The sequence below is a fragment of the Flectobacillus longus genome, from assembly GCF_030056705.1.
Classification (GTDB): domain Bacteria; phylum Bacteroidota; class Bacteroidia; order Cytophagales; family Spirosomataceae; genus Flectobacillus; species Flectobacillus longus.
Map to the genome: position 1 here is coordinate 18,619 of NZ_JASHIC010000029.1, position 22,101 is coordinate 40,719.

The 22,101-nt window shown below is 36.8% G+C and carries 17 protein-coding genes; 8 read left to right on the forward strand and 9 right to left on the reverse strand.

All coding sequences use genetic code 11. The annotated features are described in order from the left end of the window. Positions 1-140 precede the first annotated feature (140 nt). The 4 genes from QM491_RS20220 to QM491_RS20235 all read right to left on the reverse strand — a co-directional run bounded on the left by QM491_RS20220 (position 141) and on the right by QM491_RS20235 (position 6,384). Positions 141-683 carry an SRPBCC family protein gene (locus tag QM491_RS20220; protein WP_283329343.1) on the reverse strand — a complete coding sequence of 181 codons (543 nt, stop codon included), beginning with the start codon at positions 681-683 and terminating at the stop codon, positions 141-143. Between the two features lie 257 nt (positions 684-940). Then, positions 941-1,495: a hypothetical protein gene (locus QM491_RS20225; protein WP_283329344.1), complete on the reverse strand. Its 555-nt coding sequence runs from the start codon at positions 1,493-1,495 to the stop codon at positions 941-943. Positions 1,496-1,591: 96 nt separating this feature from the next. Further along, the gene (locus tag QM491_RS20230; RefSeq protein ID WP_283329345.1) at positions 1,592-3,352 is read right to left on the reverse strand and encodes a beta-helix domain-containing protein; all 1,761 of its coding nucleotides are present in this window, start codon (positions 3,350-3,352) and stop codon (positions 1,592-1,594) included. Positions 3,353-3,558: 206 nt separating this feature from the next. Continuing rightward, positions 3,559-6,384, reverse strand: coding sequence for a TonB-dependent receptor (locus tag QM491_RS20235; RefSeq protein WP_283329346.1), 2,826 nt, complete (start codon positions 6,382-6,384; stop codon positions 3,559-3,561). A gap of 382 nt (positions 6,385-6,766) precedes the next feature. On the opposite strand from QM491_RS20235, the gene QM491_RS20240 reads away from it, so the two are divergent. The 3 genes from QM491_RS20240 (at position 6,767) to QM491_RS20250 (ending at position 9,737) form a co-directional block, all read left to right on the forward strand. Then, on the forward strand, positions 6,767-7,531 hold the full coding sequence (locus QM491_RS20240) for a MeeY/MeeF family manganese export membrane protein (protein WP_283329347.1): 765 nt from the start codon (positions 6,767-6,769) through the stop codon (positions 7,529-7,531). Positions 7,532-7,948: 417 nt separating this feature from the next. Next, the gene (fucP, locus tag QM491_RS20245; protein ID WP_283329348.1) at positions 7,949-9,226 is read left to right on the forward strand and encodes an L-fucose:H+ symporter permease; all 1,278 of its coding nucleotides are present in this window, start codon (positions 7,949-7,951) and stop codon (positions 9,224-9,226) included. Between the two features lie 163 nt (positions 9,227-9,389). Beyond that, the gene (locus QM491_RS20250) at positions 9,390-9,737 is read left to right on the forward strand and encodes an L-rhamnose mutarotase (RefSeq protein ID WP_283329349.1); all 348 of its coding nucleotides are present in this window, start codon (positions 9,390-9,392) and stop codon (positions 9,735-9,737) included. A 64-nt stretch (positions 9,738-9,801) separates the two neighbouring features. On the opposite strand, the gene QM491_RS20255 is transcribed toward QM491_RS20250, so the two are convergent. Then, a complete protein-coding gene (locus QM491_RS20255) occupies positions 9,802-10,428 on the reverse strand; it encodes a chloramphenicol acetyltransferase (RefSeq protein WP_283329350.1) in 627 nt (208 codons plus the stop codon). A gap of 155 nt (positions 10,429-10,583) precedes the next feature. On the opposite strand from QM491_RS20255, the gene QM491_RS20260 reads away from it, so the two are divergent. The 3 genes from QM491_RS20260 (at position 10,584) to QM491_RS20270 (ending at position 12,815) form a co-directional block, all read left to right on the forward strand. Next, entirely contained in the window at positions 10,584-11,150 is a 567-nt protein-coding gene (locus QM491_RS20260; RefSeq protein ID WP_283329351.1) for a Crp/Fnr family transcriptional regulator, read from the forward strand. Between the two features lie 285 nt (positions 11,151-11,435). Further along, complete coding sequence (locus tag QM491_RS20265) at positions 11,436-11,828, forward strand: hypothetical protein (RefSeq protein WP_283329352.1); 393 nt, start codon at positions 11,436-11,438, stop codon at positions 11,826-11,828. A gap of 6 nt (positions 11,829-11,834) precedes the next feature. Beyond that, complete coding sequence (locus QM491_RS20270; RefSeq protein WP_283329353.1) at positions 11,835-12,815, forward strand: hypothetical protein; 981 nt, start codon at positions 11,835-11,837, stop codon at positions 12,813-12,815. A 164-nt stretch (positions 12,816-12,979) separates the two neighbouring features. On the opposite strand, the gene thiD is transcribed toward QM491_RS20270, so the two are convergent. The 4 genes from thiD to QM491_RS20290 form a co-directional block, all read right to left on the reverse strand. Beyond that, a complete protein-coding gene (gene thiD, locus QM491_RS20275; protein ID WP_283329354.1) occupies positions 12,980-13,774 on the reverse strand; it encodes a bifunctional hydroxymethylpyrimidine kinase/phosphomethylpyrimidine kinase in 795 nt (264 codons plus the stop codon). A 337-nt stretch (positions 13,775-14,111) separates the two neighbouring features. Then, on the reverse strand, positions 14,112-14,639 hold the full coding sequence (locus tag QM491_RS20280) for a hypothetical protein (protein WP_283329355.1): 528 nt from the start codon (positions 14,637-14,639) through the stop codon (positions 14,112-14,114). Positions 14,640-14,933: 294 nt separating this feature from the next. Beyond that, complete coding sequence (locus QM491_RS20285) at positions 14,934-16,088, reverse strand: TIGR03364 family FAD-dependent oxidoreductase (protein ID WP_283329356.1); 1,155 nt, start codon at positions 16,086-16,088, stop codon at positions 14,934-14,936. Between the two features lie 148 nt (positions 16,089-16,236). Beyond that, a complete protein-coding gene (locus QM491_RS20290) occupies positions 16,237-16,977 on the reverse strand; it encodes an HAD hydrolase-like protein (protein ID WP_283329357.1) in 741 nt (246 codons plus the stop codon). A 258-nt stretch (positions 16,978-17,235) separates the two neighbouring features. Between QM491_RS20290 and QM491_RS20295 the strand changes: the two genes are divergently transcribed. Together QM491_RS20295 and QM491_RS20300 are read left to right on the forward strand one after the other, a co-directional pair. Beyond that, a complete protein-coding gene (locus QM491_RS20295) occupies positions 17,236-18,531 on the forward strand; it encodes a DUF5690 family protein (RefSeq protein ID WP_283329358.1) in 1,296 nt (431 codons plus the stop codon). Between the two features lie 280 nt (positions 18,532-18,811). Next, entirely contained in the window at positions 18,812-22,075 is a 3,264-nt protein-coding gene (locus tag QM491_RS20300) for a SusC/RagA family TonB-linked outer membrane protein (RefSeq protein WP_310589597.1), read from the forward strand. The last annotated feature ends 26 nt before the right edge of the window (positions 22,076-22,101 follow it).

Consider the following 22,101-nt stretch of genomic DNA (forward strand, 5'->3'; position numbering starts at 1 on the left):
ACAAAGATATTCATCTCTAAACCTAATTACCAACCCTAAATAAAAAGCCCCCATTCATGTAATGTGTTTGGGGGTATTTATTTATGACTTATCAATCAAGGTATAATTAAAATCGCTCTTTCAGTAGAGGTTTCATTAATTTACCCTCTCTCCAAAATCTCCTTTAAATTATGTAAGCCCATTGCCAAATCGCCACCGATTTTTTTATCCATTCTTAAAAAAACTAAGAGCAAGTTAAATGGATATTTCATTTTGCCATGAAATTGCCAATAGACTTTGGTTTGAGAGTCTCCTCCATTTTTGACAATCATCTGGGCGGTAGCTTCCGCCTTAAAAGGTTTCAAAAAACGTAATTCTGAGACAATTTTCACATTTTCTTCTATCTCCAAAATTTCTTGTTCTCCACTACCTACATTCTTCATAGCACTATCCCATGCCGATACAAAACCCACTTGACCATCGGTGCCTTTGTAGGTTTTGGTCATAGTTGGATCCATTTTTGCCCAAACCGAAAAGTTGTCTTGATTTTTAAGCAATTTCAGATACGAAAAAACAGATTCGAGGGGTTTTTGAATGATTACCGAGCGAGAAACGGTGTATTCGGTTTTCATCAACAATGCAAGACCTAACCAAAGTATAAAAAAGCAGGTCAAGCCAATCAGGATAGTAGTTAAGGTTTCCATAAAGCAATTATCATTTTGGTGAAAAGCTATAATACAATTAAAAGAGGTTTCAGGTTATGCCTATTTACTCGGTTAGCATAACAATGTTTAAATTGACTATTTTAAATTATATCTCAAAGCAAAATTCTTATTTTTTTATACCTTCCCAAAAACCAGAAAGGTCATGATGATTACCATGACCTTTGCTTATTTGCACCAATATGAAAATCCATTTGGACTTTCCCCCACCAAAGGTGAGGGAATAGCCCTTACATAGTTTATTTAATAGTAAAGCTTCCAACACTTACCCACGTATGGGTAGGTTTGTCATATTTTAAAGTGCTATCTGGCCATTGAATGTATTGATTCATGCCCAAATACTCTTGTATATTTCCTTTTTCAATGAGTTTATTAAAAAGAAATTGACCTTTTTCTCGTACCTCCTCCTCTTTCATGTGTGGAGTATTTACAATTTCTTCAAACTCGGTAATTTTATGCGTTTTAGGGTCTAATTTCATTTTCCCTAACACACCTCTTCGGTACACTGGACTCGAACCTACGGGTCTAATCATAAAAAAGTAGGCATATCCGTTATCTGCTTCGAAGTAATTTTGTAAATAAAAACTTGGTAAACTTTTGATGTAGAAAGGTCTGTACTTAGCTTCAAATTTGGTTTGATTATTGGCATAAGGCGCAGGAACGTACACATAGGTAATCATATCTGTCAGGAGAGAATCTCTTTCACTTTCTGAGAAATATTGTAATGGTTCTTTCTTAGAACCGCATTGGGTAAAGAAAAAAAGGATAAATGAGAGGGCAAATAAATGTTTCATATTGGTTTTTGTTTAAATCATCCCGAGTCAAAATATTGACTCGGGATGTAGGTAATATACTGTTATTCAAAATCTTGAAACTTTCTCAATTTCAAATTATTTGATATAAACAACTGATTGTGGAGTAAACTCAGTCCAACCTGCTGTCCAATCTGAATCTTTGAATGCACCAACATAGTCAGTTTTATCAAAGAATGAAGGAAGCGTTGAAGGCAAGTTGAAACCGATTAATGATTCAGTTGTACCAGTTGTCAAAGTAAATGTAGGACGACCAGTAGACCACAAAGTTGTGCTGATACCAGTTTTAGAGAAATCAGTCAAGATTTTGTTACCTGATTGAGCTTTGAACCAGTCAGTTGGCGTTTGAGTACCAATCAAAATTGCTGGAGCAGCAGTAGTTTGTTCTGTATCAGATACTGGGAAACCTTTAGGGTTTGTAGCAGCACCAGTTCCCCAGTTGTTAGTACCCCAGTTAGCAACACCAGCCAATACGATGTTTTGCAATACGATATCACCGTTAGCTGCGTTACCTTTAGCATTACCTCTTTGGCTATCGATATAAATACCGAATGGATAACCTGTGAAGAATGAGTTGTAGATTTTCAATTTGTTGTTACGACGCAACTGAGCACCATTTTGGAACAATGTAGAGATTGAAGTCTCAGCATTTCCTTTAGCACCGATGATTGACATGTTAGCAAAAATCGCTGAAGTGTAAGGTGTGTTGTTTGAACCGTTAGCATCATTGTCAACTTCAAAACCGTTTGAACCAGATTGGTCAGCTTGTGTAGTACCACGGATACCGATACCGTATTGAACGTAACCAGAGAAACCGTTATCGTTATCAAAGTCATCATCCAAGCCTTTGTAAGCTACTAAGTGTTTACAGTTTACTGTACCACCAAACCATTCGAATGAGTCATCCAAACCAAATGAAGCCTGAACATAGTCGATTGTAGTACCGTTACCTACAGAACCCATTGTCAAAGAGTTAACCTCTTGGTTCGGGTTGATTGGTACACCAGCATATTCGATACGAACATATTTCAATGAACCAGAGTTATCTGCTGCATCTGAACCACCGTGGAAACCACCGTAACCACCTTCTAATTGTCTGTCGTTAGCATTGTCTGGCAAGTTGTTTGGCGCTTTACCACAAAGGATAATACCACCCCAGTCACCAGCTTCACGTTCACCTACATTTCTTTCAGAAGTAAAGATAATAGGGTTTGTAGCTGTACCGTTTGCGATTAATTTAGAACCACGTTGAACTAACAATGCACCTTTAGTAGCACGGTCACCGATTACCACTGTACCAGCAGGGATAGTCAAAGTAGCAGTTTTAGTGATACTACCAAAAGTAGTTTCTTCACCTACTCTTACAAAACCAACTAATTTATAGATTTTTGTAGCATCCCAAGTAATGTTACCTTCCAAAGTACCTTTTACCTCAACGATAGTTTTTGGTGGTACAGCTGTAACAGTCACAGGCAAAGTTGTCAATGTTGAGTTTTGGTTTTTCATATCTGTTACCAAAACTGTAAAGTTTACTACTGAATTAGCAGCAAGGTTATCAATTTGATAATCTTTTGCGTATTCAAAAGTTTTCTCACCATTCTTTGTTACTGCATCAAATGCTACACCGTTTTTCAAAACTGTGATAGATTTGATACCTTCTGGAGCGTTGATAGATGCTTTCAATTGAACTGTAGTACCAGGAGTACCAGCCAAGTTAGAAGCAACAGTCAAAGTTGGAGCTGGCCCGATTTCTTCGTCTTTTTTACAAGCGTTTGTCAAAACAGCCATTGAGAGCATTAAGGCAAATACCTTAACTACATTCATTTTGAAGAGTCTCATTTTTTGGTAAAATTATGTGTTTAAATTGAATGATTTATAAGGGCAAACGAGTAACGTTACCACCGTTTTAAAGAAAGGCATCCCACCAATATCTAGGGAAAGAAAGTAGTAATGCCAGAAAAATTTTCGGCTTTGAGCTATCAACGTTCAGGTAGAAATTTTTCAAATATTTCCTTATCTGAAGACCGATAGCCTGTTGCTGACTGTTATTTAATTGTATATACTACACCCAATGAATACACACTTCCAGGTTTGTATGATTGGATAATTTGATCTTCGTTTTTATCAAACTTATTATCCTGATTACCATCTTGTAAGATGTAGTTCGTCTGGTTTAAGATGTCGGTAATACCACCTTTTATTAACAGGTTTTTACCGATGCCTTTAGAGAAAGTTAAGTCCACTACGTTTCTAGGCATTTCGTACCAGTCTGGATAGGCAAAGCCGTAATTGTTACCAACCGCATAGATACGTTTTCCGATTACGTTAAACAACAAGTTGACTTGTAAGCTCTTCTTAGTATCGTTGTAATTCAAACCTGCGTTGATAATATAAGGTGATTGCCCTTGCAATGGACGATTATCAGATTGTGTAGAAGCTGTTGATGGATTTAACGACACACGGCTATGAATAAACGCAGCGTTAAATACTAAGTTAAGTTTTTGAATGAAAGGAGATTTCGACACATTTTCCAATGATTTTCTCGCTTCCAATTCAATACCTGCACTGTACGCACTTTTGGCATTGTCAAAACTCAAGTTCGGGTTTGAACCACTTGCAAATACTACTTCAATTGGTGTTTCGAAGTATTTGTAGAATGCTGCAATACTCAATACCTCTGCTGGTGTTGGATAGTACTCATATCTGAAATCCACGTTGTGAATGTTGGCATTCTTCAACTGAGGGTTACCCGAAATATTACGATTGTTTACAAAATCATAGAAAGAGAACGGTGCTACTTCTCTAAACTCTGGACGGTTGATTGTTTTTCCGTAAGCTAAACGTAATAAAGCTTTTTCAGAAAAGTTATACGTCATGTTTACCGATGGAAGCAACGTTGTCTGAGTATTGTTATAATTCAATGGTGCACCAACTAAATCGTAAGAATTCAATTTCTGAGCATTGTTTTCAACTCTCAATCCTGCGATTACGTTGAATTTTTTAGTCAATGAGTAATTTCCTGAGATATACGCTGCATACAAATGGTTGTTGGCAGTATATGAGTCATTCGGGTTTGTTTGCTCATCAATTTTTACCCCGTTTGTACTGTTGATATTTTGTGGAGCAAAAATTTCTTCGATAGGTAAGTTTCCAATGTTAAACAATGAACTGTTTGCTTGTACATAGGCTAAGTTACGAGCTTTGAATGTACGCTCCTTACTTTCGACATAAACCCCTGCTTTGAGCTCCAATTCTTTATTATCTTCAGCTTTTGCTCCTTTTTGCAAAACAATTTTTTGAACTAAATTAGCGCCGCCTGTTATTGCGTTTTCGTCCATGATGATGTTGGTACGACCTAAATTGAAGGTTTGAGCTGCTCCTTGTGGTACTAATAAGTTTCTTTGTCCGTTCGAAATATTATATCTAAAGCGCTTGTAATCAGGCTGATCACGGAATGATTGATTATAACCTACTACCCAATCAACTTGTGTATTTTTATTGTTGAATTGGTGCTTACCAACCAATTGTCCTGTGTAGATACCACGGTAGATTTGGTCAAATGAACGGATATTCCAGTCTGTACCGTTGTCGAAACCGATACGATCTACAAACTGAGAATTGCTCATTTGGTTGAACAAGTTCTTAAATTCAATCGTGTGGTTTTCTCCAAATTTCACAGCCCAGTTGTGCATTACACCCAAGCGAATGGCGTTGCTATATTGCGTATCCTGAAAATTAAAAATAGGGTCTGGCTCTCCAGTACTTTGAATACGGCTGTATCCGTAATCATTACGAGCCATATTATATAGTGTTCTTGTATTTGAGTAGTTAATGGCTGTAATATTACCAATTCTATATTTTTCTTTCTCAATTTTGAACGCACCAGTCAAAGTAAATCTCAAATCTGGTAAAGCTGTAGATTGAACAGGCGTCCAGTTGTTTTTAAGAGACTGACCAATCTGTTGCAAACGAGTTGGGTTTGCATTAATCAACTCTTGACGATTGGCAGGGAAAAACTTTGGCAAATCACTGTAGCCGTCGTTAAAGCCCGTCCAGTAGCTTGAGCCATGTTGTGGAGAAAAGAAGTTTTTTCCCGTTGTTCCATCTCTGTAACCTCCTCCAAAATCAATAGTAATGCTATTTTGTTCAGGGATAGATTTCGTAAAAATTTTCACGACACCACCTGCAAATTCTCCAGGGAGTTCAGCCGCAGGGCTTTTGAATACCAAAATGCGGTCGATTTGGTTAGAAGGGATAATATCAAATGAAAACGAACGAACATCTGTTTCCATCGAAGGTGTAAAAGTATTATTAAGCATTACACTATTGTAACGCTCGTTCAATCCTCTGATATTAATAAATCTATCGCCAAAAATGGTTACACCTGGTACACGTTTTACAACTTCAGCAGCGTTACGGTCAAGGGTTTTTCCAATTTGTGCCGAAGAAATACCACTTACGATTTGTTGTGCTGCCTTAATTTCTGAGATAACCGAAATTTCGGTATTGGTCAGTTTTTGTCCTACTACCTTTACCTCACTCAAGGTTGAACCTTCTTCTTGAAGTAAAACGTTTACTTCCGTTACCTTCTCAGCCAACACTTGAACTTTCTCTATCACCTTTACATTAAAACCTACAAACGAAACCTTTAATGTGTATGTACCAACTGGAACTCTATTCAAAGAGAAGAATCCGTTGATGTCAGCAGCAGCTCCTTTGTTTTGTCCTTCAATAATCACAGTTGCCCCTACAAGGTCTTCCTTAGTAACGGCGTCTTTGATAGTACCACGAATAGTACCTAGTTGTTGGGAAAAAGAAAAAGTAAAACTTGATAAGAATAGTAGTGCAGTAAAAAGTAATTTGTGCCTCATATTGGAATTGATTAAGAAACGATTTTGAGCTATGTGGTTTATTGCTACGTTTCTATTTGAATGATGGCACAAAAGTAAGTCGGTCATTTAACCACAATATTACCTACTGATTAAACATGATTGAATTTATTGTTACCCCTATATTACCAATGTTAAATTTAATGTCAAGCCATATTTATGAATAGTAAAATAAGATTCTACAACATGTTTGCTATATCGTTTATAAGTCAATATATTATGAAGAACAGACAACAACCTATTAAGACCATAGAAATTATCTACAACATTTTGTACAAAAAATTCACCGCATAAAAGAAAATACTACGATAGGGCACTTTTAGACCTCTTTATGCCTAAATTTGAAAAAAATTAAACAGACAGTATGGAATTATTGCATCACATCCTTGGAGATGATTTAGGAAAAGCATTTTTGATTATTGGTAACCTCGTATTAATTGAAAGCTTATTGTCGGTAGATAATGCTGCCGTTTTGGCAACCATGGTAATGGACTTGCCCAAAGAGAAAAGAGAAAAAGCCTTGAAGTATGGTATTATTGGGGCTTATGTCTTTCGTGGTATTTGCTTGTTGTTTGCGGCAATGCTAGTAAAAGTCTGGTGGCTCAAACCACTTGGTGGACTTTATCTTTTGTATTTGTGCTATGATTATTTCAAAACTGAAAAAACACCTGAGCCCGAAGATGACACTTTGAATAAAAAAGAAAATTGGGTTTATAAACATACCATTGGTCGCTTCGGAATTTTCTGGTCAACTGTTATCATGGTCGAAGTGATGGATTTGGCATTTTCGATTGATAACGTTTTTGCGGCTGTGGCTTTTACAGATAATATCTATCTTATTTGGATTGGGGTATTTATTGGGATTTTGGCAATGCGATTTGTAGCACAAGCTTTTGTACGATTAATGGAACGCTACCCTTTTCTTGAAACTTCTGCGTTTGTTGTGATTGGGGTATTAGGTGTCAAATTAGCATTATCCGCAGTTTGTCATTTGTATCCAAACAATGCTTTCTGTCACTTTATGGAAGGCGAAACGGCAGATTCTTATATTTCTATCTTGACAGTAGCCATTTTTGCCATTCCAATTATTACTTCTTCCTTGTTTAATTTCCCTAAACATGAAAAGTAAAAGATATTTAAAAGAATTCAAATGTAGAATAACGTCAAACATAGGTCATCTTGAATTAAGTGATTTAGCGAATGAGTGATTATTTTTAATATGAATTTTACCAATGATTGCGTCTTAAGTCGAGTGAAATCTAGTAAGGTAGCATCAAAAAAGCGGTCAGAAATTATTTTCTGACCGCTTTTTTGATGAAAACTTGAAGAATAATCTCAATACGATAATTCGGGATGAATCATGTTTGATACTATTTTTCAAATGATACCTCTTTAGACGCAATTATTGTGTCTCTACTGCTAGAATACAAATTTTAAAATAATCACTCATTTGCTAAATTAAGGAATATCTCATATTTCTGCTCTATGAGTATTTTTTTAAAAAATTGACTTTTGACAACAGTTAAATAACTTAAATCAAACATTTATGGCATTGCCCAAATCAAACGAATCAACGAAATCCTATTTAATCCCTTTTATATTAATAACAGTATTATTTTTTCTGTGGGGATTTGCGCACAACCTCAACCCTATTTTGATTCCACATCTAAAGAAAGCTTGTCAACTCACCGACCTTCAGTCTGCCTTTATTGATTCTGCCTTTTTTGTTGGGTATTTTGTTATGGCCATTCCAGCAGGCTTAGTGATGAACAGATATGGATATAAGTCAGGGATTATTCTTGGTCTTTTGATTTTTGCTGGAGGAGCATTTTTATTTTACCCTGCGGCAGGAACACGTACCTATGGTTTATTTCTTTTTGCGTTATTTATCATTGCTAGTGGTTTGACATTCTTAGAAACAGCGGCAAACCCTTACGTAACTGTTTTGGGCGATGAGCATACAGCTACGCAAAGACTTAATTTATCACAATCATTCAATGGTTTGGCTGCTTCGTTGGCTCCTTTAGCGGGCAAATTTTTTATTTTGACAGATACTACCATTTCAGAAGAGCAATTAAAAACATTATCAAGTAGCGAAGTAGACGCACTTTTGACACACGAAGCACAAAGTGTTCAAATTCCTTATATCGTCATTGGTTTAGTTGTACTAAGTGTAGCGGCAATTTTATGGAAAACGAACTTACCAGAAATTAAAGAAAAAACTGACGGAAATAGTGCAACTGAAAAAGGTAGTATTTTCAAACAAACCAATTTAATGTTGGGTGTTTTGGCACAATTCTTTTATGTTGGAGCACAGGTTTGTGTATCAAGTTTCTTTATCCGTTTCTTGGGCAAAACGGCTGGTATTGGTGAGAAAGAGGCCGCTGGTTATTTGGCTTTTGCATTATTGTGCTTTATGCTAGGACGCTTTTTGGGCACTTTCTTGATGAAATATATTGCTCCAAATCGCTTATTGGCGGTATATAGCATTTTCAATATTGGTCTTTTGGCTGTAGCAATTATGGTAGGTGGCTTTACGTCTATTTACGCATTGATTGGTGTTGAGTTCTTTATGTCTATTATGTTCCCAACTATTTTCTCTTTGAGTATTCAGGGCTTAGGTTCACAAACTAAGTTGGGTTCATCTTTAGTGATTATGTCGATTGTTGGAGGCGCTATTTTCCCCGTTATTATGGGACGTATTTCTGATATTAGCTCTATCCAAACAGCATATATTGTTCCATTGGCTTGTTTTGTGGTAGTACTTTTCTTTGCTTTGAAAACAAAATCATCAAAGGGGGCAATTGCCAACGCAGGACACTAATGATTGCGAATTTGGGATGTTTGATCTTGGATTTAAACTTTTTCGAGAATGATTAAAAAATCCGAGATTAAAATTCAATCTTAGGTGCAGACCAAATTAATAATAAACTTTTGACTACATTACACGATTCCTCGTCGTGTTGACAAACATAAAACAGTAAAACATGAATAAGAGATTTGCTTTGGCGCTCGATTTAGTGAACGATGAACAGTTGATAGCTGAGTACGAAAAATATCATGAGGCAGTTTGGCCCGAAATTTTGGAAAGCATTGCAGGAGCAGGAATTACTCAGATGGAAATCTATCGACTAGGCAATCGATTGTTTATGATTATGGAAGTAGATGATACATTTTCCTTCGAAAGAAAAGGACAGATGGATGCTGAAAACCCGAAAGTTCAAGAATGGGAACAATTGATGTGGAAATATCAAGATGCCTTGCCCATGGCACAACCTGGCGAAAAATGGTTGCTAATGGATAAGATTTTTGACTTAAAAGCGCAATTAAAATAGTCATTTATTACTTCAAAAGTCACCCCTTGGATAGAATCAAGGGGTGACTTTTGTTTTTAACGTACTAAAACTCATTCATCAATGCCTGAAAACGATCTACATATAGACCCACATGATAGCCATCAACCAAGGCATGATGTACATGAATAGAAACACTCATACTTTTTTGTCCTTCCTTTTCCATCATTTTACCAAAAGATATTTTGGGGCAGCTATCTGGAAAGGAAAAACTCCTTGCATGCGATATAGAAGTAAAATCAAGCCAAGGAATCGCAGAAAAATGGATTACGTTTTCACCTGAAACAGCAGGCATTAATCCTGTAGAGCGGAGAACTCTATCTATCTCATTCTTGGCATTTTGATAAAACTGTTCTTCGGACTCGTCATAATCAACATAGCCAAATCCAAAAGTGCCGTTGGGTCTGCCAATAGTTGGCGAAGCGTTTATGGTGTCAAAACAATACGGATTATTCTCAATGATTCGATACCTGAAATTTTCTATTTCATTGGCTGCTTTTAATGAACGGTACAAATAATACCAGAAAAACGATTTTCCATTTTCTTTGGCTTTTTGATAGGCAATTGTACAGTCGATTTTTACCGTCACACCATAAAATGGCTCTTCAAATTTTGAGAAAAAAAGATAATGCTCCTTTCTATCCCACTCCTCTAAGTTAATTAATTGTTTCATTGTGTATTGACTTAAAATTGTCTCAAAGACTTATTTTTACCAATCAGCAGACTCTTAGTTACCAATCTGTAAAGCCTTTTCTGCTAACTTTGTTTTTCTTTGGCAAAAATCCGAAGAAGCGAAAACATTAAAAAGGACATTTGTCCCAAGTCAAGATGTTACGAACTAATCAAAAGTTTTTAGACTTCATACAAGGCATATACGACAGTGATCAAAACCGACATAATATTGTCCTAAAGTCCTTTTCAAAAGGTCAAAAATTACTTTACCAAGACCAAGCAGCCCCCAATGTGATGCTTATTCAAAGTGGTTTTACAAAATGCTTTTTTAATGAAGAAAATGATAAAGAATTCATTGTAGAATTTTTGGGAAAAGGCGAAATCCTCGGAGAAATAGAAAGTATTCGACAAATGCCTTGTTTGTGTAATATTGAGGCTATAACGAGTGTTTCGGCATTTGTCATTCCTAGCCCCTATTTTCAGGAATTATTAAGTCAAGACCTCAATCTAAACAAATTACTACTAGAAGCCTTTGCCGAAAGAATCGTAAATACGTCGAGCAGAGCTTCATTTCAACAATTATACACTGTAGAGCATAGTCTATCAAAACTTCTTGAACTTCAGAATAAGCAAGAAATTCAACTTTCAAAAGAAGAAATGGCTGCCTATTTGGGTATTTCTGTGCGGAGTCTCAATCGGAGTTTGAAAAATATGAAGTTGTAAAATGAGTGTAGGTTACCAGTTATTACGTAATTTTCATTTTATTTGTAAATAAAAAAATCACATCGCTTTATAATCACACCAAACCAATTATTCAACCTATAAATGTGTAAAAATCTCATTAGTCTGAAGAAATCCCTATTTATTTTACTTCTACTTATAGTCAATAGCTTCACAATTTATTCACAAGATAAATTTTCATTTGGCTTCTCTGGCACCTATAATTTTCCGCTCAGGAGCTTCGGGGTTGGATTAAGAGCGCAAGTGCCAATAATTCCAAAAGTATTTTTGGTACCACAACTTAAGTATTACCCTTCTTTTAATACTATACATGAACTGTATGGCGGAATCAATGTGCATTATGCACTCGTAGAAGGCAATATACGTCCGGGTGGTTTTAAGCGCTCCATTGAGCCTGAAATACCTATGATTTATCTCGCCGTGGGTGCACAATACAATCGATGGATAAATTATGTCGAGACACAACAATCCAACTCAAAACCCAATAATTTTCTTCCTGAAGTTGGGTTAGGCACCAGCATTGGCAACTATCCAATGAGACTTTTTGCAGAAGTTAAATATAATATTCTTTGGAAAGAAAGCTATGGCGAGGTTGGTTTGATATTTTGTCCAGCCTATTTCCGTACCAAACGTAAAACCTATTGTCCTACCTTTTATTAATTTTTTATGATGCATTTAATACGTCACACTTGCCAAAAAGCTTTACGAACAATCGTAATTCTTTCGTTATTTTCAAGTTGTTCAAAAGAACGATATGAGGTCATTATTAAAGAAGATGTTCAACCTCCTGTCGTTGAAAAAGCGATATTCAAACCTTCTACAGAAAATCCTCTTTCGACAAAAGTTGAGGCACCTTTTCAGAAAACCATTAATAATCCTAATGACCTAAACTTTACTACTACTAAGGGGGCGATTGTAAAAGGAAGTGTTAGTGACTTTGTGTATGAATCAGGGAGCTGGAACAGTGTTGAGCTACCTATCAATCTACAAATCAAGGAATTGTACACCATTAAAGACATGATCTTGAATGGAAAATCAACTACTTCAAATGGTAAATTACTCACCACTGGTGGGCAAATAGAGATTACAGCGACAAAAGATGGGAAAAAACTCCAATTAGCACCATACAGTCAATTTTCGATTAAAGTACCTACCAAAAACCCTGATCCAGAAATGAAAATCTTTTTTGGAGAAGAATTGGCTAATGGAGATGTAAATTGGCAACTCGCAACGATGCAGGATAAATTTTTAGGTCTAAAAGATTCCACAAAAAGCGCAATAGTTGCCATAGAACAGCTCTATCAGTTACTGCCTAGTAAAATTGGTTGGATAAACATTGATAAGTTTCCTAGAGAATCTACTAAATTAACTACCCTTACGCTCACTTCAGAGTACCCCGCAATTGATGATATTATTTGTTTTTTGTATTTTGATAGACTCAAATCCATTCTACGATATTACAGCAATGGAAAACAGAGTAATCTTCCAGAAGGGGAACACATTAATCTAATTTGCATAGGTATTACCGAAAAAGACGAAGTATATACCTTCATCAAAGAGTTTAACTTAGAAGCAAATCAGGTAGTACAAGTAAAATTAGAAAAATCTAGTTTAGAAGAATTAATGAAGTATCTTTCAGGCTTGTAGTCTATACTATGGAGTATTCCAAATGTAGTGATTGAGAGTTTTAGCGATTACTTTTAAATCTAATTGAGACCTTGCGTCTCTACTGATAAAATATAGAACAAAAATAATCACTCATTCGCTCAATCACTATTCACTCAATTAAAAATGACTTATGCTTGTCCATATTAAATATGCTTCAAAGGACCATTTCCTCCTCCTAGTTGATAATCTTTTCCTCCTTCAATAGACTTAACGACGTATTCTGTCGCCCGTTCGACTGCGTATTCTACGCTAAATCCTTGTGCTAGATTTACGGCTATCGCCGACGATAATGTACAGCCCGTACCGTGGGTATTATTAGAAACCACTTTTGGGTGGTCAAGAAAAAACATTTCTCCTGAAGATTTGACCAAACAATCCGACAAAACATCCTCTTCCAAATGTCCTCCTTTTAGTAAAACACTTTTAGCTCCAAATTTCAAAAGCTCCTTAGCGGCCTCAGGCATTTGGTCTTTTTCTTTGATTTCTTTCCCCAATAACCAGCTCGCCTCAGTAAGATTGGGTGTTAGCACGGTTACCAACGGAAAAAGTTGCTCTATCATCAACTGTATGCCTTCCTCGTCCAGTAATGGATGACCACTAGATGATAAAAATACAGGATCTAGCACAATAGGAACTTTCGGAAACTGACTCAATATATCGATGACTTCTTTGACAATCTCAAACCGATGTAACATACCAATTTTGATGGCAAGGGGTTTGATGTCTGTTAAAATTGCCTCTACCTGTTCTCTTACTGCCTGGGCTGGAACAGGATAGATACCACTAACTCCAAGGGTATTCTGAACTGTAATGGCAGTAATTGCAGTACAGGCATAACCGCCCAATGCTGCAATAGTAATCAAGTCGGCCTGAATTCCTGCACCTGAGGAAGGGTCCGAACCAGCAATGCTTAAAACAGGAAAGTACGTTTTCTTCATAACAACAAATATACAAATTGCCTACAAAGCATAAGACACAATCTTAACACTAATTGTTTCGGTTAGCTTTATTTTCTAGGAAAAGTTATTTTTGTTGTCACTATTTTACTAATCTTTCTGTAAGACGTAAATAGTATATCCGTTTTTTGAAAGTACTCGCAATCAGAAGAGTACTTTCTGGGTGTACTACAGATATCTGGTTAATTTAATCTTTCCTATTCTTTAGTATAAAAAAGACTATACTCAGAGGGTTTGTTTTATAGTGAGTGTATTGTCTGAAGCTTTAAATCTATCACCTCATAAGGTAATTTTATGGCTAATGAATCCTTAAAAGACATTAAAGTGGATAGCCATTTTTTGAAAATACCTGAACAAACAGCGCTGAGATAAGGGGTAAATGTCTAAAATTGGTTGGCTGAAACAAATCCATACGCCAGTCCAGTTTTTCTATGACTGTTAGCAATCGTGAGTTAGAAGAGAAACAGTTTCTGATATTACGTCTTGTCAAGGGCTTTACTTCACCATAAGCGCCGTCGCTGAAGTAGTAGGAAAAAGAACTCAAATCGGTGGCATTTTGCACTCGGTAAACCCACAGCCCTTCTGTTGATACTACTTCATAGGTACGATTTTCGGTAAAACGCCATTGTCTTCCCTTCAACTTATACCCGTAGGCATTGTCAGCTGAATAAATGGTTTTTAAACCATCATCTTTTATACTTACTGTGGCAAAACGTTCGTGAATTTTGGAATGTTCTGGACGATAGACTTTATTTTCAATAAAATCTTCAGCAGTTAAAAACACCCCATCTTGTGCTTGCGAAAGAAAAGAGATAAATAGAAAAAGAAGTGTATAAAGTCGATTCATGGTTCTGAAATTTGTTTTCACAAAGGTGAAAATCCAAACTCAACCCATGATTAACTAAAAATTAATTGAATGTTAAATGAGACTCAGAAATCGAAATACTTGATAATGATTTGGTAATATTGAGCAATGTAATATTATTAGTTATGGGTATATCCGTTATTTAAAGGCACTTACCCGTAAATAGTTCAAGACTTAGTCTTGGACTTATTTTTTAACAGTTTTAAAACTGAAGCAATAACTAGTCCGTGACGGAATTCCGAACTAGTTATAGTCAATTGAATCATTTGGTATTATCTACTGAGAAAAAACTTCCTTTATCCTCTTTTCGGCATAACCAGGAGAAGTCGTCATACCTTTGCCTCCAATACCCGTAGCGATATAAATTTTGTTTTCAAGTTGATGCTCGTAGATACCACCATCGGCAGTTTGTGAATAATAGCCAGCCCAATAATTTTGAATATTCCAGTTAGGTAACTTCATGATTCGTTGAGCCTCTTTCAATATCAATTGGTTGATGTCCATATCAATACCAAAATCAAGAGTAGCATTCTCGTTTACCCCCGCATACTCGTGCGAATCTCCAATGATAATAGAACCATTAAAAGCTTGTTTGAAAAGGATATGTATTCCCCAAGCGTTATACGGTTTTTGCCATTCTGGCTGTGATATTTGCGGATACGAAGCACAAGATTTGAAGCTGTCATAACGGCGAATACTCAATCCAGACAAAATATTTCCTTTAATTTGAACCTCTTTTAAAGGATAAGTCGACATCATATTGAGTTTGCTCACCTTCATACCACTGTTTTCAAACAAGTTAGGAAACAACGCTTTGAAATCTCGTCCATTACAAATAGCTACTTTGTCAGCATAAAACCTCTCGCCTTTTGAGCTAACGACTTCACAAATCCCATTTTTTAACTGACAATCTACAACTATGGTATTATTTATGAAATCCAAACCCCACTTTCTAATGAGTATTTCTCGCACACGATGCACCATAGTGCGAGGTTCGACTGAGAATTCATTAGGAAAAAACAATCCGAGTTTGTAGTACTCATTTTGAAGCATTGGCATACGTTCAAAACAAACTTTTCTGTTGAGTAGCTCACAAGCATATCCACGAATTTTGAACAAGGCACGTGCTTCCTCTAGCAACTTGGCTTCATCATCATCTGAAGCAAAATAGTACGAACCATTTTTGCGCGCCGTAATATCTGTCAAGTCTTGTAGGTTTTGATAAATCTCTAATGAACGTCGACCATATTCAAACCAAGTATCAAAGGCTTGTCCAGAGGGCACTACTTGTCCAAAATTTCTCACAGTGGCTTCCATCGGCTCTGAATCTTTTTCAATCATCAGTACAGATTTGCCCATTTGTAAAGCATGGTAAGCATGGAACGTTCCAAGATTTCCTGCTCCCACCACAATCAAATCATATTTTTTCATTAGTTATTATTTAGGGACAAAGTGTCAAAAGCACAAAGTGAACAAAAATCACTTTGTACTTATTGAGCATAAATGAAAAATTGTCATTTTGCTCACAGTAAGAGTATTTTTACTACCTATTTTTGTTTAAATAGTAGTGTAGAAGTACTTACAAGGCTAAGCTTTTTTCTGAAATCTCTTCGATGATTGGTTTCAAGGCCAACAGGTTAGGCAATAAACCATCATTTCTATGGATATTCAATTGATTACGTGTATGCGTACCGTTAGTAACGCCCAACGACATCCGTACACCTGCTCTCAAACCCGATTTAAGGTCAGAAGGGGTATCACCTATATTGATTACTCTTAGTGGGTCTTTGACACCCAAAACCTCCATTGCTTTCTGTATCATAAATGGCTCTGGGCGCCCTTTGAGTACATCGTCTGGCGTGATTGAAACATCAATCATAGCTGTTCCATCGCTTTTATAATATTGGTCTAATCCTTTCAACCAACCTAATTTTCCCAAAATGATGTTGGCAACTTTTCTGTAAAAACCAGTTGTCAATGCAATCTTTATGTCTTGACTTTTTAGATATTCAAAGATTTCTAAACATCCCTCTGTAGGGTAAATATCATGTTCCAAATAGTGATCTTCCAATACCGAACAAAACTCGGTGTACGATATGTCTACATACTCCGATAATTCTGGATGTTTTTCACCCAATAATTCTACCCACAACATCTCAAAAACTTGTCGCTTAGCATAACCTTGTAAGGCCAAAACTCGCTCAGGTGTAACACTCAATCCTGTACGGGCTGCCGCTTGCATAAAGCATACTTCTACCTCATGGCGGTCGGTAACTGTAGTTCCTGCCATATCAAACACGACTAACTCAATAGGTTTCATAAGAGACGATTATTTTTTATTTAACTAGAAACATATACCAGAATGGCTTGGCCAAATCTGTGAATCAAAGGTAACAAGAGTACTTTTAAGCAAATATTAAATATCCGTTAAGCCTAATTAATACACTGAATTACAAGCGGTTTTATTTGTATCCTTGCCAAAAAAAGTTCATAGACTCGTCAAATAATTTTGGCTAGTTAATTTACAAATTCACCTGATTTTTTGTCGTACTATCGTTTATTAAATACATTGGTTTTCATGCGTGCTAGTTTACAATCTTTATTAAAAAAGAGTTCTCCTTTATTTAGAGGTATATTTTTGGGTACTATGGCATTTAGTACTTATTTCTGTATGTATGCCTTTCGCAAGCCCTTTTCAGCGGCAATTTATTCAGATTTGACTTTGTGGGGTATCGACTACAAAATTGTTTTGGTAGTAGCGCAAGTATTGGGCTATGCTACCGCCAAAGGGATGGGTATAAAGGTAGTTGCCGAAGTAAAACCACATCAGCGAATGCTATATATTATAGGTATGATTTTGTATTCTGAAATCTGTTTATTGATGTTTGCTCTCATACCTGCTCCTGACAATTGGATGTTTATGTACCTCAATGGTCTGGGATTGGGAATGATTTTTGGTTTGGTTTTTAGTTATTTGGAAGGTCGCAGAATCACGGATTTATTGGGTGCAGGCTTGGCGGTCAGTTTTATTGTGTCTTCGGGAATTATCAAATCGGTGTCCAGATGGGCATTGTCCTTGGGGATAGATGAGTTTTGGATGCCTTTTATGATTGGACTTTGCTTTTTTCCTGCCCTAGTTATATCTGTTTGGTGCATGAATTTAGTGCCTAAGCCCGACGAACAAGACAAACTAGAGCGCGTAGAGAGAGTTCCAATGTTTGCCAAACAACGTCGAAAATTCATGAAAAAATACGGTTTGGGTATGGTCTTACTTGTGAGTATCTATGTTTTAATGACCGTATTTAGAGACATCCGAGACAATTTTGGAGTTGAAATTTGGCAAGAATTAGGGGTTACTGATATTAAGATTTTTTCAGAAACCGAAATTATTATAGGCATAGCCATTAGTTTGATGACTGGTGTCGCATTTTTAATCAAAAATCATAAAAATGCACTTTGGTTCAATCATGGATTAATTCTGAGCGGATGTCTTCTTATGCTATTTGGTACTTTATTATACAATGGTGGTTCTATTACAGGCTATTGGTGGATGGTTTGGAACGGGCTTGGGCTATATATGGTATATGTACCTTTCAATGGAATTTTATTTGATAGATTATTGGCAGCTCTAAACGAACGAGGCAATGTTGGATTCTTATTTTATACTGCTGATTTTTGTGGGTATTTGGGTAGCGTATTGGTTTTATTAATTAAGAATTTCGGGAAAAATCCTATTTCTTGGCTCGGTCTGCTCAATGCTTTTGCACAGCTTTTACCTACGCTTTGCATTGTTTTAGTAATATCTTCTTATTTCTATTTCAACCAAATTTTCCAACAAAAAACCAAATCAGGCTTACGTTTCTTGGGAGCATAAACCCCAATCATATCGCAATATAATGCCGATTTATCGTTTTTTATCTACGCTTAATACTGTACTAACACAAACAACGAATATAGCACATATTACACCCATAAAGTTTAATCAAGCTTAATACTAGCTTGAAGGTAAGGTTATTTTTTGATTGTAGGTTTGCATCGTTTTTCAAAAGGAGATTTCAGCGAGTCCTTGGTTTTGTTCTAACCCATAAAATTCAAAACACTCGATTCGTTTACCCAATTTCTTTCCTCTATCACAAAACAAAACACACAATCAAATGAAAAAACTTTTACCCATGTTAGGGAGGTTTCAGCGAAATTTTACGTGGTTTATGACCTCAATGTTTGTTCCAGTTTTAGTGCTTTGCTGTTCTTTGACTACATTCGGACAAATCTCTGGTAAAGTAAGTGCCTCAGACGACAACTCTCCTCTTCCGGGCGTTTCTGTTCGAGTAAAAGGTAGCGACAAAGGTAGCTCGACTGGTGCTGATGGTGGCTACAAAATCAATGCAAAATCAACGGACGTTTTGGTTTTCAGTTTTATTGGTTACACTTCACAAGAAATTACAGTAGGCAACAAAACTTCGATTAATGTTAGCCTTGCACTTGAATCAAAAATGCTTCAGGAAGTTGTTACAACGGCCTTGGGTATTTCGAAAGACAAACGTACTCTTACCAACTCTATCCAATCTGTTCAGGGCGTTGAGCTCATCAAAGCTCGTGAACCAAACGCTATCAACTCGTTGAGTGGTAAAGTAGCAGGTTTGACAGTTGGGGCTTCTTCAGAAATCTTGGGTCGTCCAAACTTAGTATTACGTGGTAATACAGATCTTCTATTTATCGTAGATGGTGTACCTATCAACTCTGATACTTGGAATATTTCGGCAGATGATATTGAAACTTATTCGGTATTGAAAGGCCCTAACGCAGCAGCCCTTTATGGTTTCCGTGGAAAAAATGGCGCAATTTTGATTACAACGAAGAAAGGTTCTAAAGATAAACGTGGTTTTTCCGTTGAGTTTAACTCTTCAACGATGGTAGAAAGTGGCTTCAACGCTATTCCGAAAGTTCAGGATTTGTATGGACCTGGAGACCACGGAGTTTATGAGTTCGTAGATGGTCGTGGTGGCGGTAAAAATGACGGCGACTACGACATCTGGGGACCAAAATTTGAAGGTCAATTGATTCCTCAGTACGATTCTCCTGTTGTTAATGGTGTTCGTCAGGGCACTCCTTGGATTGCTCGTGGTAAAGACAACTTGACTCGTTTCTTGCGCGATGGTTTGCAGTCAAACAATAACATTGCGATTTCATCAAGTACTGAAAAAGCTGATTTGCGCTTCTCTTTGTCAAATAGCTACCAAAAAGGTATTGTTCCTAACACGCAGTTGAATTCAATTAACTTCAACATGTCGGCAGGTGTTAATTTCTCGAAAAAACTTCGTTTAGAATCTAACATCAACTTCAACCGTCAATCAACACCAAACGTACCAGACGTAAACTATGGCCCAAACTCGTTGATTTATAACATGGTTACATGGGGTGGTGCCGACTGGGATGTTGACCAATTGCGTAACTACTGGCAGCCAGGTAAAGAAGGTATCCAACAAATCTATGCTGAATACCAACGTTATAACAACCCATATTTTGTAGCTTACGAATGGACAAGAGGTCACTACAAAAATGATATTTACGGTTATGCTTCATTGAACTACAAAATCAATGATAACTTCGAGTTAACAGGTCGTACTTCGGTAACAACTTATGATTTGTTTAGAAATGAAAAATTACCTTATTCTGCAACAACTTATGGTCGTGAAGAAGCAAAAGGTGATTATCGTGAAGACAAACGTACTTTGTTTGAAAACAACACTGACATCTTGTTGAAATATAGCAAATTGTACAACAACGCATTTGATGTAAAAGTATGGGCTGGTGCCAACATTCGTAGCTTTAGCTATCGTTCAAGCTTTGTTACAACTGACTATTTGAACACGCCAGGTGTATATACTTTTGCGAACTCGTTGCGTCCAGTGAAAGCATTCAGTTTTGCTTCAGATATGGAAGTACAAAGTGCTTACTACTCGGCTGACTTAGGATACAAAAGCTATATCAACTTATCGGCAACGGGTCGTGTTGACCACCTTTCTACTTTGCCAAAAGGTAACAATACTTTCTTCTATCCATCATTTGGTTTGAGTACTGTAATTTCCGACTATGTGACTTTACCATCTGCTATCTCATTCTTGAAAGCACGTGCATCTTATGCAAACGTAAAAGATGGTTTGACTCGCTCAACGATTGGCTCTACACCAAGTGGTTCATTCCCTGTAGGTTATGGCGTTGACTATGCTTCTTCTTATGATGGCCCAAGTTATGCTAACTCAGTAGGATATACGATTGCACCAGGATATAACTTGTTGCCTTCTGCTTCTTACTCTGACAAATTGGACAATGCAAGCTTGAAACCAAACTCAACTGAGCAAATTGAAGCAGGTATTGACTTGAGTTTCTTGAAAAACAGACTTTCTGGTGAGGTTACTTACTTTATCTCTAACGATGGTCCACGTATCTTCAACCGTGATTTGTCACAAACTACAGGATATACCAATGCTATCGTAAACGGTATTCGTACTCAAAAAACAGGTTGGGAAGTTTCGTTAAAAGCAACACCAGTAAAAACACAATCATTCAAATGGGATATTGTATTGAACTGGTCAACTTATAAAGAAGTATTGAAAGAAATCTACGGAAACATTTCTTCATTGCCTTCTAACTACTTTGTAAGTGGTAACCCTTCAAACATCAACCTAAACATTGGCGACAGAATCGACCCAGTAATTGTATCGGCTTATGCTCGTACTGCTGACGGTCAAATCATCAACGATGCTGGTGGTCGTCCGATTGTATTACCTCGCTCTACTTTCCAAGGTTATGCAAATCCAGACTGGGTATATGGTATCAACAACAAGTTTAGTTACAAAAACTGGTCAATGAATATCTTGTTAGACGGTCGTGTAGGTGGTGTAATCGAAGACTACATCCGTCGTCAGTCGTTCCGTGGTGGACGTAATATCGAAACAGTAGAAGGTGCTTTAGGAATTGCTCGTGAGCAAGATGTAAAAGGTATCAAATCATACATTGGTGAAGGTGTAAAAATCGTAGAAGGTACGCCAACTTATGACCCAACTACTGGTGCAATCACTAATATGAGCCAATTGAAGTTTGCTTCAAACGACATTAAGACATTCGTTCAGGATTATATCAGCCGTTATTATTCAACTTCTGAAGGTAACATGATGAGTAAGACATTCTCTAAAATTCGTGAGATTACCATTTCTTACAATGTTCCTGCTCATTTGTTGAACCGCACTCCTTTCAAGCAAGCGTCAGTTTCATTTGTAGGTCGTAACCTATTCTACTTCGTAGATAGCAAGCACTCAGGTGTAGACTTAGACCAATACACAGGTTTGAGTACAAGTACAGGTCTTCAAACGCCAACCATGAAGCGTTTCGGGGTGAATCTTAACTTAGTGTTCTAAAAACTTGGAGCAAGCGAGCATGAGTG